Source organism: Pseudomonas fluvialis, assembly GCF_014207935.1.
In the GTDB taxonomy this organism is placed as follows: Bacteria; Pseudomonadota; Gammaproteobacteria; order Pseudomonadales; family Pseudomonadaceae; genus Aquipseudomonas; species Aquipseudomonas fluvialis_A.
Genome location: NZ_JACHLL010000001.1, coordinates 963,453 through 978,806, shown reverse-complemented (window position 1 = coordinate 978,806; position 15,354 = coordinate 963,453). Strand labels below are relative to the sequence as shown.

The window sequence follows — 15,354 nt, the reverse complement described above, 5'->3', positions numbered from 1 at the left end:
GAGGACAGCACGCCTGGGAGCACCCTCATGACTTCATTGCGCAATGGCCCTGACGCCAAGGGCCTGTTTGGCCACTTCGGCGGTCAGTACGTCGCCGAAACCCTGATGCCGCTGATCCACGACCTGGCCCACGAGTACGAAGCGGCCAAGGCCGACCCAGCCTTCATCGAGGAGCTGGCGTACTTCCAGCGCGACTACGTCGGCCGGCCCAACCCGCTGTATTTCGCCGAGCGCCTGACCGAGTACTGCGGCGGCGCGAAGATCTACTTCAAGCGTGAAGAGCTGAACCACACCGGCGCGCACAAGATCAACAACTGCATCGGCCAGATCCTGCTGGCCAAACGCATGGGCAAGAAACGCATCATCGCCGAGACCGGCGCCGGCATGCACGGCGTGGCCACCGCCACCGTGGCCGCGCGCTTCGGCATGGAATGCGTGATCTTCATGGGCACCACCGACATCGACCGCCAGCAGGCCAACGTGTTCCGCATGAAGCTGCTGGGCGCCACCGTGATCCCGGTCGTCGCCGGCACCGGCACCCTGAAGGACGCCATGAACGAAGCCCTGCGCGACTGGGTGACCAACGTCGACAGCACCTTCTACATGATCGGCACCGTAGCCGGCCCGCATCCGTACCCGGCGATGGTGCGCGACTTCCAGGCCATCATCGGCAAGGAAACCCGCGAGCAACTGTTCGAGAAGGAAGGTCGTCTGCCCGACAGCCTGGTGGCCTGCATCGGCGGTGGCTCCAATGCCATGGGCCTGTTCCACCCGTTCCTGGATGAAGCCAGCGTGCAGATGGTCGGCGTCGAAGCGGCCGGTCACGGCATCGCCACCGGCAAGCACGCCGCCAGCCTGAACGGCGGTGTACCGGGCGTGCTGCACGGCAACCGCACCTTTCTGCTGCAGGACGACGATGGCCAGATCATCGACGCCCACTCGATTTCCGCCGGCCTCGACTACCCTGGCATCGGCCCGGAACACGCCTGGTTGTATGAAATCGGCCGCGTCGAGTACTGCTCGGTCAAGGACGACGAAGCCCTGGAAGCCTTCCACAAGTGCTGCCGCCTGGAAGGCATCATCCCCGCCTTGGAAAGCGCCCACGCCCTGGCCGAAGTGTTCAAGCGCGCACCGACCCTGCCCAAGGATCACCTGATGGTGGTCAACCTGTCCGGGCGTGGCGACAAAGACATGCAAACCGTCATGCACTACATGCAAGCAGAACAGCAACAAGCCGAGCAGGAGCAACACGCATGAGCCGCCTACAGAGCCGCTTCGCCGCGTTGAAACAACAGAACCGCGCCGCCCTGGTCACCTTCGTCACCGCTGGCGATCCGGACTACGCCACGTCTTTATCCATCCTGAAAGGACTGCCGGTCGCCGGTGCCGACGTGATCGAACTGGGCATGCCGTTCACCGACCCGATGGCCGACGGCCCGGCCATTCAGCTGGCCAACATCCGCGCCCTTGGCGGCCACCAGGACATGATCAAGACCCTGCAGATGGTCCGCGAATTCCGCGCCGGCAACAGCGAGACCCCGTTGGTGCTGATGGGCTACTTCAACCCGATCCACCACTACGGCGTGCCACGCTTTATCGAAGAAGCCAAGGCCGCTGGCGTCGATGGCCTGATCGTCGTCGACCTGCCGCCGGAGCACAACGAAGACCTTTGCGACCCGGCTCAGGCCGCCGGTCTGGACTTCATCCGCCTGACCACGCCGACCACCGACGATGCGCGCCTGCCGGTCGTGCTCAACGGCAGCTCGGGCTTCGTCTACTACGTCTCGGTGGCCGGCGTGACCGGTGCCGGCGCGGCGACCATGGACCACGTCGAGCAGGCCGTCGCCCGCCTGCGTCGCCATACCGACCTGCCACTGTGCATCGGTTTCGGCATCCGCACCCCCGAGCACGCCGCCGACGTGGCGCGCCGCGCCGATGGCGTGGTGGTTGGCTCGGCGCTGGTCGATCAGGTCGCCAAGGCCGAGTCGCCGGCCCAGGCCATCGACGGCGTACTCAGCCTGTGCCGCGAACTGGCAGAAGGCGTGCGCAACGCCCGCCAGTAAGCAGCACCCAGGCGTGACCGAAAAGGCCAATCCTATGATTGGCCTTTTTTGTTTTGGCTCGGCGTAGCAAAGAGCCAGTGGCACGAAGCCACTGGTCGGCACCGCCACCCAGGCAGACCAACGGCCTGGCGGCCAGGCACCGGGCGAACTAGCGTGAACGAATAGCCCGACGTGATGCCCTGCTGCACACCTGCGGCAGGCGTCGGAGTCTTGGGAGATCTGTCATGCCCCTCGACACCGTTCCACCCAGCGCCAAAGCCGTGTTCGAAGCCCGCGAGCTCAGCCGTCCAACCAGCGTCTATCAGGTCGACGGCCGCAGCAAAAGCGATCGCCGGCAGACGCCGGATCGCCGCGAGATGATCCGCTTCCAGGAAGACCGCCGTAGCGGTAAGGACCGAAGGCCGGTCAGTGGCTGGAGTCGTAGCTACGACCTGTAGCGGCCACACAGATCTGACTTGCTAAGCGCGCCCCAATAGCCGGACGCGCGTCGACCACGCTTGCGATGGATGCGCTTTTGTTGCTTCATCTCGCCTCGTTCCCAGACGAGAAGACGCATGTCAGCTCTTGCAGCAGCCACCATAGTCGCCAAGCGCCATCTGGCACTGGCTCGCGTAATCAGTCACTCCTTCCGTCAACATCATCCTGGCGTACCTTTTTTCGTCCTGCTTGCCGATGAGCCAAACGAGCTACTCGACTCAAACACCGAAGACTTTGAACTACTGACCCTGGATACGCTCGGCAAGGAAGACCTTTTGCCCTGGTGCCTGCGCTACGAGCAGCTGCCCCTGAGCTACGCCCTGACACCCGTGTTGCTCCAGCACCTGCTGGGGCGTTTCCAACGAGTGATATTCATCAAACAGGAAAGCCTGGTACTCGGGCGACTGGACTCGTTGCTCCAGGCCCTGGAAAAAGCCAGCCTGGTACTTACCCCCCACCTGCTTGAGCCGCTGCGAGGGGAAAACCACCTGCAACGCGAACTGGCTATTCTGCAGGCCGGCACCTACAACGGCGGTATCCTCGGCCTGCGCGATTGCCGCAGCACCCATGACTTCCTGGCCTGGTGGCGACAGCGAGTGGAACTGAGTTGTCGCCATGATGTAGCCGCTGGATTGCATTACGAGCAACGCTGGCTGGATCTGGCACCCTGGCTTTTCGAAAACGTAGAGGTGTTACGCGATCCGGGCTGCAATGTTGGCCACTGGCACCTGCCGGAACGGAAGGTGTGCTGGTCGGGCACACAGCCATTGGTCGACGGCGTTCCCTGCAGCCTGTTCCGCTTCAGCGGCTTCGACGGCGCGGCGCCGAATCAGGCCACCCGCTACTTCGACCGATTGACACTGGACCAATTGAGCGACGCAGGCCGGGTATTCCAGCACTACAAGGAAGAGTTGCTAGCAGCCGGGCATGAACGCTGCCGGCAATGGCCCTATGCCTGGGATCGCTTCGCCAACGGCATGGCGATTCCACCGATCGTCCGCGAACTCTATCTTGGTATGGGCAAGGATATCGTGCAGTTCGGTAACCCCTTTGCATGCGGCATCAACAGCTTCTTCGCCTGGCTGCGCCAGCCTCAGCGGACCGATCGCCCGGCACTGACGCGCCTGTGGTTCGCGCTCTACCAGCGTCGCGAGGATGTGATGGCTGCCTATCCCGATCCGTTCGGCGCTGACCATGCAGGCCTTATCGGCTGGATTCGCAATACCGGCTGGCGCGAATTCGCCCTGGATCGAGCGTGGCTGCCGGAGTCAGAGGCATGACGCTCATTGCCAGCATTGCCGCAAAGAATTACCTGCCACGAGTACGCGTTCTAGCCAACTCGCTGCGCCAGCAGCATCCCGAGTTGCGACTGCAGGTGCTGCTGGCAGACGAACTCGCTGGAGAACTGGACCCGGCCACCGAACCGTACGACCTGCTGCCCTTTGCCCGACTCGGTATAACGGAGCAACGTCTGTTCTGCTTTCGTTACGACATCAAGCAGCGTGCCGCCGCGCTCAAGCCCTTCCTGCTGGAGTATCTACTCGACCAAGGGCATCAGCATGTCCTGTTCCTTGATCCGGACATGCTGGTTACCGCGCCACTGAGCCCACTGCTGGAAGCGCTACAGCAACAGGCCGTATTGCTCACACCGCATTTGCTCCAGCCTGCCAGCGGCCCAATGGCCACAGAGCGCGAACTGGAAATACTCAGGGCGGGACAGTTCAACGGCGGGGTAATCGGCGTCAGCGACGAACCCCAGGGCCGCGCCTTCCTCGCCTGGTGGCAGGAACGCCTGGTCCAGCACGCGCAGAACTCGGTGGCCGAAGGTATGTATTACGACCAACGCTGGCTGGATCTGGCACCTGCCCTGTTCGAGCGCCTAGGAGTGCTTCGAAATTCCGGGTGCAATCTGGCCCACTGGAACCTTGCCGAGAATCCGTTGAGCCAGGACGAGGAGGCCCTGTACTGCGGCGACCAGCTCTGCCGCCTGGTGCATTTCAGTGGCTTCGACCCACTGCGTCCCGAGCTCTTGAGCGGGCATGCCGAATGGCTGGACCCCAGAGGCAACTCAACGCTGCTGGAGTTGATGCACAGCTACAGCAGGCGCCTGCTTGACGCTGGTCACGAGCAAGCGCTGGGCTGGTGCAGCTCTTGGGAGCATTTTGCCAATGGCCAACCGATCACCGCAGAAATGCGCAGCCTGTACCGCCGAACCGCCAAAGCCTGGCCGCTTGAAGATCCATTCGCCTGCGGCCCTGGAAGCTTTCTAGACTGGCTGAACCACCATCACCCGCAGGACAGACATTAGGCGCTCAAGCCGATTGGACAAGCAACCCACGGCCACCGTCCTGACACTTTCGGCTCTGCTCACTCGTCACTCACAAACGTGTCACGAACTCAGGTGCCGTGCACTGCTCATTCAGTTCCCCGGCTGGTTCCTGTTCATGCCACCTCTGTCGCTCAAGCTCCAGGCTGTACGCATACTGTTCCGCCAGCTCAGCCCGGCATATGGTCGACTCGAGCGCCTCATGCAGACGGAGGTGCTCGTCCGCTTGTCGCTGCAGGGCCACATGCAGATCCAGCGCATAGTGCTGAGCGGCCTGCGCGCTGTCCTTCCAGTGGTCGACACTGGCCTGAAGCTCGAGCCAGTCCGCCAACCGGCGCTCAAGTTCCAGACTGTGCGCATACTGCTCCGCCAGCTCGGCCCGGCGAATGGTCGACTCGAGCGTCTCATGCAGGCGGCGGCGCTCGTCCGCCTGTCGCTGCAGGGCCATATGCAAGTCCTGCACATAGTGCTGAGCAGCCTGCGCGCTATCCTGCCAATAGTCGACACTGGCCTGAAGCTCAAGCTCCCTGGCCTGTACCTGGTGTGCCTGAGCCGTCCCGCTCAGCAGATGGGCCAGAGCAGCCAATCGCCCATCATCGACATAGCCTGGTGCCGGCGTGGGCAATCCCTGCTGCCGCCGCTCCAGCCAGTCCGCCAACCGTCGTTCGCGCTCTCGGATATGCCCATCCAAGCGAACCTGCCAAGCCGGCACAGGCTGCACCGGACAACGGCAACGCTGGATGATCACCTGCGCCAAGCCGTCCCAGCGACGCGCGCGCATCACCAGCAACTCTGAGTCCAGGCCGGCATGGGCCAACGCGCCCTGCAGCTTGATCAGCGTGTAGGAGTCGCAGGCTAACCCCAGACACGGGCAGCTCTCGGCCAAGGCGAAGATCAACGGGTGATAGCGAGAACTCACCACCAGATCGGCCTGGCGGGTGAGCCAGGCCGTCTGAGCAGCATCCTGCACTGGCAGAACATGAAGGGCGGAGGGCCGCTGCAAGCGCTCGCGCAAGGCCAGCCCCACGCTACGATCCCCTTCGTCCTGGCCATCCTTCCAATCACTGCAATGGGGAATGAACAAAAGACGCGCATCCAGCTCGGCCACGACCCTATCCAGCTCAATAGTCAGGGCGTCGAGCCAACAGGCACGTGTCTCGCCCAAGAACTGCGGATGCAAGGTCAAAGCAATCAACGGACCTTGCTTGCGAGCCGCAGGCCAGGCGCTTTGCAGCAAATCGCAGGGTGTGGAAAGCAACCCCATGGCATCGTCGAGCTGAAAGTCGATGCGTGACGGCTCAAGCCCAAGTTCAACAGCCAAGGCAAGCGAAGGCGCTTCGCGCACGCCAACCCAGGCGGCTGAGTCGAGAATTTCTGCCACCAGCTCACGATCAACCGCAGTCAGATTGGGGCCCAGGGTCTGACCGAAAATCAATACTGGAATTCTTCGCTGCCGGGCAATGCGCACCAGCGCCAGACGGTCCAGAATGTGCTCGGGCCAAGAGCTGGACAGGTTACCGCCACCCGAGATGATCAGCAGATCGGCCTCAAGTAATGCCTGCAGCGACGCCGGCAAGTGCTCGGGGGAAACCTCGGCCTGTTGCTGCCAAGTATCGATCCGACCTAGTTCGAGTCGCCGATCGGCAGAAACCTCGGCAAAACCAGGGGGGCACAGCGCGTCTGCAGCATAACGTGTGGCGCTAGCCGAAGGATCGCGCGAAAGCAGTGTGAAACGGGCATTCGGCAACAGCCTGCGCAGCATCGACAGATTGCACGCCAGCATCGCCTCGTCGCCAACATGAAACTGGGCCGGCCCAGCCAGATCGCCGACCATTAGCACGTGCCGGATGGATTCAACCTGCTCTGCCGCCACCGGCCGGCGCATCAATGCGCTCCATCTCCGCGCAACCGCGCCAGCCATCCCCGCCGCGGTGCTGCGCTTGCCTGAAGCGGCACCGTTGAATCCTGCAACAGCCGGGCAGCGCGTTCCTGCTCCAGACTCCGCGCATAGCTCTCGGCCTCGCCGAGCTTGGCGCGCAGACGCTCGACCTCAGCCTCGAGATCATGGGCATAGTGCTCGGCAGTACCATGAGCATGCCGAAGAGCGGCGAGATCGACATGCAACTGGCGGACATAGTGGTGCGGCGCCGGATCGAGACGGCCAAATATCACTGGAAAGTGATTACCGGTCAGCACGCCACGGGTACGGCCATCCAGATAGCAGGCGGTGAATGCCCGGCGAGGCTGACTGGACGGATTGATGCCCGAGCGATGCAACAGCCAGTTATGTAGCAGCAGTCCATGACCCGCTTCCAGCTCTAGCGACAACACTCGGTCGGCAGGGCAGTGACGCTCTGCGTCCTCCGTACTCAAGGTGCTGCCCCGCTCGCTGAGCAGACCTAGGCGGTGAGAACCCGGGATCACCTCAAGGCAGCCATTGGCACGAGTAGCCGGATCAAGTGCCACCCAGACCGTCACCAGCGGATCGCGATCCAGCGCCCAGACATCCCCGCCATCCTGATGCCAGGGCAGGTAAGTGCCCTGGCCCGCAGGCTTGTTCATGATCATCGCGCGAAACAGGGAAACGGGAGCGTGCGGACCGTATAGACGAGCGCAGATACCCTCAAACACCGGGTGTCTGACCAGCGGCAGGAACAGCTCGTCATGCTCCAGCCCCTGCACCTTGCGGTACAGCCGAGTACCTTCGGTCAGTTGGCTAACCACCCCTGGCAAGGCGTCATAATCACCGCCTGTATCCAGCTGCAGCTGGATCTGGGGATTGACGAGCGTTCCGCTGGCCAGTTCATCGGCCCGCCGCGCGAACTCGACAATGGATTCCGGTTCCAGCAACTGGCCCAGACGAACGAAACCATTCTCGTCAAAGTCGCGCCACTGTTGCTCACTTAGCCTGTCCATATCGCCTGACTCCCTCCGACATTCCCCAAAAGGTACGAATCCATCTTTCTCGCTACGCTCGAACAGCGCACTTCCGCCTGGCCGGTTAGCGCAATTACTGCGCCGCCTGTACCAAACGGGCGCGCTGGGCCATCTTCTGCTGCTTGTAAGCCAGCGCCGCCGGCGCCACCGGGGTGATCTTGCCGGTTTCGATCCACTTCTTCAGGCGGTTGGCGTCGGCCATGTGCGTCAGCTTGCCGAAGGAGTCGAGCACCACGAAGGCCACCGGCTTGCCGGCCATCTGCGTGCGCATCACCAGGCAGTGACCGGCGGCGTTGGTGAAGCCGGTCTTGGTCAGCTGGATGCTCCAGTTGGGCTTGTGCACCAGACTGTTGGTGTTGCGAAAACCCAGGGTGTAGTTTGGCTTGCGGAAGGCCTGGGTCTTCTCGCGGGTGGTGCTGAACTGGCTGATCAGCGGGTACTGCTGGCTGGCTCTGAGCAGCTTGACCAGATCATTGGCGGTGGAGACATTGCCCTCGGACAGCCCGGTCGGATCACGGTAGCGCGTGTGGCTCATGCCCAGCGCCTTGGCCTTGGCGTTCATCGCCGCGATGAACGCCGGCACACCGCCCGGGTAATGGTGCGCCAGGCTGGCGGCCGCGCGGTTCTCGGAACTCATCAGGGTCAGTTGCAGCATGTCACGGCGACTCAGTTCGCTGCCCAGGCGCACGCGCGAATAGATGCCGCGCATTTCCGGCACATCCTTGATCACCACCGGCAGCTGCTGATCCAGCGGCAGCTTGGCGTCGAGGGTGACCATGGCGGTCATCAGCTTGGTCACCGAGGCGATCGGCGCCTGCAGGTCGGGGTTGCTGGAATAGAGCACCTGATTGGTCTTCAGGTCGACCAGCAGGGCGCTGCCGGAGGCCAGCTCCTGCACCGCAGGAGCCTTGTTGGCAGCGACGGCCAGCGGGGAGAGCAGGGCGCTGCCGAGCAGCAGGCCGATAAGGGTTTGGCGAATCTTCACGGACATCTCTACCGGGAAATGAAAAAAGGACGGCGCAGTATAACCGCGCCGCCCGCTCGGACTGATCTGTGAAAGACGACTTACAGCAGCGGCACATCCGCCACGTGCTCGCCGCGCTCGTAGACCACATTGGCGCGGCCGACGATCAACGGGTCGAGAGCGCCGATGGCCTTCAGGTCCTTGCCGGCATACGGCAGCTTGTGTAGCACGTAGCGCATGGCATTCAGACGTGCGCGCTTCTTGCAGTTGGACTTGATCACCGTCCACGGCGCATCGGCAGTATCGGTGTAGAAGAACATCGCTTCCTTGGCCTTGGTGTAATCGTCCCACTTGTCCAGCGAAGCCAGGTCGATGGGGCTGAGTTTCCACTGCTTGAGCGGGTGTTTTTCGCGCTCCTTGAAACGCCGGCGCTGCTCTTCGCGGCTGACCGAGAACCAGAACTTGATCAGGTGGATGTTGTTGCGCGCCAGCATGCGTTCGAACTCCGGCGCCTGACGCATGAACTCCAGGTACTCCTCGTCCGAGCAGAAGCCCATGACCCGCTCGACCCCGGCGCGGTTGTACCAGCTGCGGTCGAACATGACGATTTCGCCTGCGGTCGGCAGGTGCTGCACGTAACGCTGGAAGTACCACTGGCCGCGCTCGGCCTCGCTGGGTTTTTCCAGGGCGACGATGTGCGCGCCGCGCGGGTTGAGGTGTTCCATGAAGCGCTTGATCGACCCCCCCTTGCCGGCGGCATCACGGCCCTCGAAGAGGATCACCACCTTCTGCCCGGTCTCCTTGACCCAGGCCTGCAGCTTGAGCAGCTCGACCTGCAGGCGGTACTTCTCGCGCTCGTAATTGCGCCGCGACATCAGGTTCTTGTACGGGTAGCCGCCGTGGCGCCAGTCCTTGGCCAGCTCGTCGTCCGGGTGCACCGGCTGCTTGTTGAACGGCAGTGCGTTCTCCTGGCTGAGCAGGGCATTGCGCAGCGCCAGCGCATCATCGGCGGAGAGGCCGGTCATGAAGGTTTCCAGGGTTTTCAGCTGCGTATCAGTATCGCCCGGCGGAATCTGCGCGAGGATGTCCTTGAGCGCCGCGCTGGTGGCCTGCTGCGCCGCGTCGGTCTTTTCCTGCACGGCGTGGCGCTCAAGTTGCCGGGGCTGCAGCGAGGGCGCGGTATCACCGGCCTGGGCACGGCGCGGCCGCGGGCTGCGGGGCGGGCTCTTCTTGGCCGGAGAGGTCGTCAGGGCGGGGGCAGGTGTGGTGTTGGGGGTATCGGTCATGGGGTTCCTTCCGGGAGCAGAAGCGCGAGTTCGCACAGGGTGATCGTTTCAGTTATACGCCCGGGGTCATGTGGCATATAGACGCAGATCAATGCCGCGCGGCCCTGCCGGCCGACGCCAGCAGGGCTGTCCGGAAAGCTTAGTCGGCGGGTGCCTGAGGCGCCGGGCCACTGGGCAGCAACTGAGGCGCCTGCTGCTGCAGCTGACTTTGCAGCTGCTCCAGCTGGACCAGCGCGGCACGCGCTTCATCCAGCTCGGCGTTGCTGCGATCCCCCGCCTGCTCGGCCTGGGCAATGCGCTCGCGAATCGCCGGAATCTGCTCGACGCCGCGGGTCCAGGCCTGCACCTGGCTGCGCGTCTGCTCATCCTCGAAGGCCGCATAAGCCTGCGGATCGGCCAGTTGCTCCGCCGAGGCAGGCTGCCGCGGCTTGAGCCCGCCCTTGGCCGGCATGCGCGGATCACCCTGCTCGGCCATCAGCTGCATCAGCACCTGCGCCTCGACCGGAGAAAGCGTTGGCGCCGCAACCTCCGCCGGCGCCTCCGCGGCGGCTGGCAATGCTTCGACCGTGAATACCACCGGGTCTGGCTGCAAGGGCGCTACCTGACGTGCTGGCGCTGCAACAGTTACCGGCGGGGCAGTCATAGGCTCCGCCGCCGGTGGCAACGAGCCAAACCAGACCACGCTGGCCGCTACTGCGGCTGCAGCCAGCACGCTGCCTCCCAGCAGCCAGCGCCTCACAGCCCCTGCACCTTGGCGCTGGCCAGCAGCGCATCCAGGCGCGCCTGAAACTGGCCGGAGAGCTGCTGACGGGCCACCGCCTGATTGACCTCGAAGCGCACGCTGGGATCACTCAGCGGCAGCTGGCGATCCTCACGCTGGCGCACCTGGATGATCTCGAAGGCGCCGTCGATCAGCATCGGCTGCGAGACAGTGCCGGCCTTCTGGATCAGCGCCGTCTTGCGCAGGAAATCCAGACCTGGATCGTTATGGCGGATCAGGCCGAGATCACCGGGTACGGCCCGCTGCTTGTCCTCTGCCAGCGAGTAGCGGCGCACCGCCTCGGCAAACGGCAAGCCCTGCTGGATCTCGTTGTAGACCCGGTCGGCACTGGCCTGATCGGCCAGTCGCAGGTGAGCCGCCTGCACGCTGCCGACATTGCGGTACTGGGCCAGATTGGCCTGGTAATAACGCTCGGCGTCGGCATCGCTGACCCGCGCGGCCAGCGCCTTGAGGCTGGGGGTTTCATGGTGGAAGTCGTTGTACAGGCCGATCTGGTGCAGGTACTTGTGACGCACCAGCTTGTCGCGCACCAGACGGCGGATGCCGTCCTGCTCCGCCTGGCTATAGCCCATCCGGCCGAGCTGGTACCACAGGTAGTCACGCTGGGCGTACTCGCGCACCAGCTCGCCCATGAAGCGCAGATTGCCCTGTTGCAGCTCGACCTGCGCCTGCACGCTGCCGGCCTGGTACAGCTGCAGCAGGTTCAGCCGTTGCCGCGGTTGCCCGGGAAACTGCCAGCCGATCAGCTCGACCGTCGCCGCCTCGGCCTGTTGCGCCTCGCTCAGCCACAGACTGTTGAGCACCAGCCCCTGCGCCCGGGGTGCCAGCACCTGTTGCAGGCGCTGGGCACTGAGCGCCTTGGGCTCCTGCAGGTAAGGGCGGATGTCATGGTCGAAGCGCCGGCCGTACACCTGATCGATCAGCTTGGCCGCTTCGCTCTCCACCAGCGCATCGAGATCCTGACGGTTGGCCGGGGTCAGCTCCACCTCGACCTCGCGGGCCAGCAGGTGGTTTTCCACCAGACCCTTGCGCAGACTGGCCGGGTCGGTATTGAACTTGATGAGGGTCAGCGCCTGCTGCAGCAAGGCAATGCTGCGGGCCGGCAGCACCTCGCCATTGATGCGCAATTCCGGCGAAGCGCTGGCTGCCAGGCCAAAGCCTGCCAGCCAGAGCCCGCACAACGCGCTGCGCCAACTGCACCGCAGCGAAACGGCCACCTTACAGACCACCCTGGCCGTAGAAGTGATTGGCACCCTTGGTCAGCACGCTGACGGTCAGGGCAATCGACTGCGGAATCAGCTCCTTGGCCACCCGCAGGCGGGTGTCATAGCTACTGTCATACAGCGGTTCAGGATGCTGATAGGCCACCTGCGCGGTCTGGGTCAGAAGATCGCGCACCGGCTTGCGCGCATCGTACTGGCTGACCAGGTTGGCCACGGCCACCGGGTTGTTCAGCTGTTCGCTGGCATAGTGATCGTCGACCCAGCCTTCCCAGCTGGAGTGACCATTGGCCGAGGTGATCCAGGTGTGGTGCGGCTGCGCCACGTCGCCGGTGGCATGCAGGGCAAAGCCGATGGTCTGCAGCGAAGGCGCGGCCTTGAACTGGTCGAACCAGTACTTGGCCAGGTTGTCGATGGGCTGGAAGGCCGCCACCTGGAAGTCGCCATAATGCTCATCCCAGTTCGAACGGCTGCCCTGCCTGTAGTGCGCCTCGGTGCTGTTGTAGTCCTCGGTCTTCAGGCCACGGTTGTACAGGTAGACCATGGCGTACCAGTCGACATCGCTGATGCCACCGTCGACCTTGTGGTAGCGGTAGTCGTAGCCGCCGCGATCGTTGCCGTGGCTGTCGCCCTGGCGGCCCATGTTGATGAAGTGCCAGTAGGACGTGTAGTTGACCAGCGACGCCGCGGCATTCCATACCGGGGCGTATTCGTAGCCGACCCACCAGCCACCCAGACGGGTGTCCTTGAAGTCATCCACATCGTAGGCGGCCTGGCCGAGAATCTCCCCGGCCCTGGCCTCGGAGCCGGCCGCGCCGACATAGAACTGGTAGGCCCGGCGCATCTCGGCGCTGGCATTGGCCGAGTTCATGAAGGCGAGGGCATCCTTGACGATGTTCTTGTGCGTGGGTTGCGACCAGGCGGCAGCCTGACCGGCCGAAAAGGCCAGGCCTAGACCAGCCGCTAACAGCGACAGTTTTTTCATGGTGAGGCGCTCTTTTGTTGTTGGAGTGGCGCAGGATGATCAACCTGAAAGACAAGACCATGACGGTTCTTTTTCAGGTTGAGCGCCGAGTAGAGCGCGGTATTAAGGATTAAGCCCAGCCAACCAAATGCTGGGCTAGACCAGAATCATGTTTCGCTGAGTAACAACCGCAGGTGACGCAGTACGGGAGCCGAGTCGGGACGCACACCGCGCCACAGGAAGAAGGCTTCGGCGGCCTGCTCGACCAGCATGCCCAGACCATCGATCACCCGCGCAGCGCCCTGCTCGGTCGCCCAGCGGTTGAAGGCGGTGAGCTCCTTGCCGTACATCATGTCGTAGCAGACGGTATGCCCGGCCTGGATCAGGCTCGGTGCAATCGCCGGCAGCTCACCGGCCAGGCTGGCCGAGGTACCGTTGATGATCAGGTCGACCGGTTCGTCCAGCCAGTCGAAGCCGGCAGCCAGCACCGGGCCCAGATCGGCAAACTCCCGGGCCAGTTGCTCGGCCTTGGCCACCGTGCGGTTGGCGATTACCAGAGCTGCCGGGCGCTGTGCCAGCAGCGGCTCAAGCACGCCGCGCACAGCGCCGCCGGCACCCAGCAAAAGGATGCGCTGGCCCGTCAGGGTAAGCCCGGCATTGACCGTGAGATCACGCACCAGACCGGCGCCGTCGGTGTTGTCGCCCAGCAGGCGGCCATCGTCGAGCTTCTTCAGGGTGTTCACCGCACCGGCACGGCGGGCTCGCTCGCTCAGGCTGTCGGCCAGACGGAAGGCTTCTTCCTTGAACGGGACGGTGACATTGGCGCCACGGCCTTCGGCAAAGAAGGCCCGGGCAAAGCCGGCAAAATCGTCCAGCGGCGCCAGGAGCGCCTCGTAGCTGAGCGCCTGGCCGGTTTGCTCGGCAAACAGACGGTGGATCAGCGGCGACTTGCTGTGGCCGATGGGATTGCCGAATACGCCGTAGCGGTCCATCAGGCTTCCTCTTGCAGATTGGCGATTTCGATCAGGTTCCGATCAGGGTCGCGGATATAGACGGACAGCAGCGCCCCGGTGGCGCCGGTGCGCGGCACAGGGCCTTCTTCGATGGCGACGTCACAGCGCTGCAGATGCGCAATCACTTCCACCAGCGGGGTACTGACGATCAGGCACAGGTCGGCGGAACCGGGCGTGGGGCGCAGGGCCTTGGGCTCGAACTCGGCGCCGTGGCGGTGCAGGTTGATCTTCTGCTGGCCAAAGGCGAGCGCCTGGCGGCCCTGGCCGAAGGTGACCACCTGCATCCCCAGCACGCGCTGGTAGAAGGCACAGCTGGCGTCGATATCCGCCACGGTCAGCACCAGATGATCAAGGCGCTCGACACGCACGGGCTCAGACCTCCAGCTGCAACCAGTCTCGATCCTGCAGGAAGTACTCGGTCAGGCGCGCTTCCTCGCTGCCCGGCGCCGGTTTCCAGTCGTAACCCCAGCGCACATGCGGCGGCAGCGACATGAGGATCGACTCGGTGCGCCCGCCCGATTGCAGGCCGAACAGGGTGCCGCGGTCGAAGACCAGATTGAACTCCACATAGCGGCCCCGGCGGTAGGCCTGGAATTCGCGCTGAGCTTCGGTGAACGGCATGGACTTGCGCTTCTGCACGATGGGCAGGTAGGCGGTGATGTAGGCATCACCGATGGCGCGCATGAAGGCGAAGCAGGTGTCGAAATCCCACTCGTTGAGATCGTCGAAGAACAGGCCGCCAATGCCACGCGGCTCGCCGCGGTGCTTGAGGTGGAAGTAGCGGTCACACCAGGCCTTGTACTTGGGATACACGTCGGCACCGAAAGGCTCACAGGCTTGCTGGGCGACGCGGTGCCAGTGCACGCAGTCTTCCTCGTTGCCGTAGTAGGGCGTCAGGTCGAAGCCACCACCGAACCACCAGACCGGCGTCTCGCCTTCCTTCTCGGCAATAAAGAAACGCACGTTGGCGTGAGAGGTCGGCACCTGCGGGCTTTCCGGGTGGATCACCAGCGACACGCCGAGGGCCTGGAAGGTGCGCCCGGCCAGTTCGGGACGGTGGGCGCTGGCCGAGGGAGGCAGGTTGTCGCCGAACACCTGGGAGAAGTTGACTCCGCCCTTCTCGATCACCGCACCGTTCTCGATCACCCGGGTACGGCCACCACCACCCGCCGGCCGCTGCCAGCTGTCTTCGAAGAAGCGGGCCTTGCCGTCTTCGGCTTCCAGGGCAGCGCAGATGCGGTCTTGCAGGTCGAGCAGGTAAGCCTTGACGGCGTCGATGGCAGCAGCGGTGTTCATCAGCAGGTCTCAATAGGCTGGAAGGCG

15 protein-coding genes are annotated in these 15,354 nt (G+C 63.9%); 5 read left to right on the top strand and 10 right to left on the bottom strand.

What is annotated here, in order from left to right; translation table 11 throughout:
• Positions 1-27: 27 nt before the first annotated feature.
• The 5 genes from trpB to HNP49_RS04495 all read left to right on the top strand — a co-directional run bounded on the left by trpB (position 28) and on the right by HNP49_RS04495 (position 4,848).
• Positions 28-1,257 carry a tryptophan synthase subunit beta gene (trpB, locus tag HNP49_RS04515; protein WP_184680956.1) on the top strand — a complete coding sequence of 410 codons (1,230 nt, stop codon included), beginning with the start codon at positions 28-30 and terminating at the stop codon, positions 1,255-1,257.
• Positions 1,254-2,063 (top strand): tryptophan synthase subunit alpha, encoded by an 810-nt coding sequence (gene trpA / locus HNP49_RS04510; RefSeq protein WP_184680954.1) that lies wholly within the window; start codon positions 1,254-1,256, stop codon positions 2,061-2,063. Before trpB ends, trpA begins: the two co-directional genes overlap by 4 nt.
• Before the next feature lie 224 nt (positions 2,064-2,287).
• Positions 2,288-2,500, top strand: a complete 213-nt coding sequence (locus tag HNP49_RS04505) for a hypothetical protein (protein ID WP_184681202.1) — start codon at positions 2,288-2,290, stop codon at positions 2,498-2,500.
• 117 nt (positions 2,501-2,617) lie between these two features.
• A complete protein-coding gene (locus HNP49_RS04500) occupies positions 2,618-3,820 on the top strand; it encodes a hypothetical protein (protein ID WP_184680952.1) in 1,203 nt (400 codons plus the stop codon).
• Entirely contained in the window at positions 3,817-4,848 is a 1,032-nt protein-coding gene (locus tag HNP49_RS04495; RefSeq protein WP_184680950.1) for a hypothetical protein, read from the top strand. Before HNP49_RS04500 ends, HNP49_RS04495 begins: the two co-directional genes overlap by 4 nt.
• 70 nt (positions 4,849-4,918) lie before the next feature.
• On the opposite strand, the gene HNP49_RS04490 is transcribed toward HNP49_RS04495, so the two are convergent.
• The 10 genes from HNP49_RS04490 to hemF form a co-directional block, all read right to left on the bottom strand.
• Entirely contained in the window at positions 4,919-6,751 is a 1,833-nt protein-coding gene (locus tag HNP49_RS04490; protein ID WP_184680948.1) for a polysaccharide pyruvyl transferase family protein, read from the bottom strand.
• The gene (locus tag HNP49_RS04485) at positions 6,751-7,782 is read right to left on the bottom strand and encodes a phytanoyl-CoA dioxygenase family protein (RefSeq protein ID WP_184680946.1); all 1,032 of its coding nucleotides are present in this window, start codon (positions 7,780-7,782) and stop codon (positions 6,751-6,753) included. Before HNP49_RS04485 ends, HNP49_RS04490 begins: the two co-directional genes overlap by 1 nt.
• A gap of 94 nt (positions 7,783-7,876) precedes the next feature.
• Positions 7,877-8,788: a D-alanyl-D-alanine endopeptidase gene (gene pbpG, locus HNP49_RS04480; RefSeq protein WP_311772064.1), complete on the bottom strand. Its 912-nt coding sequence runs from the start codon at positions 8,786-8,788 to the stop codon at positions 7,877-7,879.
• Between the two features lie 80 nt (positions 8,789-8,868).
• A complete protein-coding gene (gene ppk2 / locus HNP49_RS04475; RefSeq protein ID WP_221445108.1) occupies positions 8,869-9,792 on the bottom strand; it encodes a polyphosphate kinase 2 in 924 nt (307 codons plus the stop codon).
• A 400-nt stretch (positions 9,793-10,192) separates the two neighbouring features.
• The gene (locus tag HNP49_RS04470) at positions 10,193-10,792 is read right to left on the bottom strand and encodes a hypothetical protein (RefSeq protein WP_184680940.1); all 600 of its coding nucleotides are present in this window, start codon (positions 10,790-10,792) and stop codon (positions 10,193-10,195) included.
• Positions 10,789-12,051, bottom strand: coding sequence for a peptidylprolyl isomerase (locus HNP49_RS18800; protein ID WP_184680938.1), 1,263 nt, complete (start codon positions 12,049-12,051; stop codon positions 10,789-10,791). The genes HNP49_RS04470 and HNP49_RS18800 overlap by 4 nt, the downstream gene beginning before the upstream one ends.
• A gap of 1 nt (position 12,052) precedes the next feature.
• Complete coding sequence (locus HNP49_RS04460; protein ID WP_184680936.1) at positions 12,053-13,039, bottom strand: phospholipase; 987 nt, start codon at positions 13,037-13,039, stop codon at positions 12,053-12,055.
• Between the two features lie 146 nt (positions 13,040-13,185).
• On the bottom strand, positions 13,186-14,010 hold the full coding sequence (gene aroE / locus HNP49_RS04455; RefSeq protein ID WP_184680934.1) for a shikimate dehydrogenase: 825 nt from the start codon (positions 14,008-14,010) through the stop codon (positions 13,186-13,188).
• Positions 14,010-14,399: a VOC family protein gene (locus HNP49_RS04450; protein WP_184680932.1), complete on the bottom strand. Its 390-nt coding sequence runs from the start codon at positions 14,397-14,399 to the stop codon at positions 14,010-14,012. The genes aroE and HNP49_RS04450 overlap by 1 nt, the downstream gene beginning before the upstream one ends.
• 4 nt (positions 14,400-14,403) lie before the next feature.
• Positions 14,404-15,327, bottom strand: coding sequence for an oxygen-dependent coproporphyrinogen oxidase (gene hemF, locus HNP49_RS04445; protein WP_184680930.1), 924 nt, complete (start codon positions 15,325-15,327; stop codon positions 14,404-14,406).
• Between the last annotated feature and the right edge of the window lie 27 nt (positions 15,328-15,354).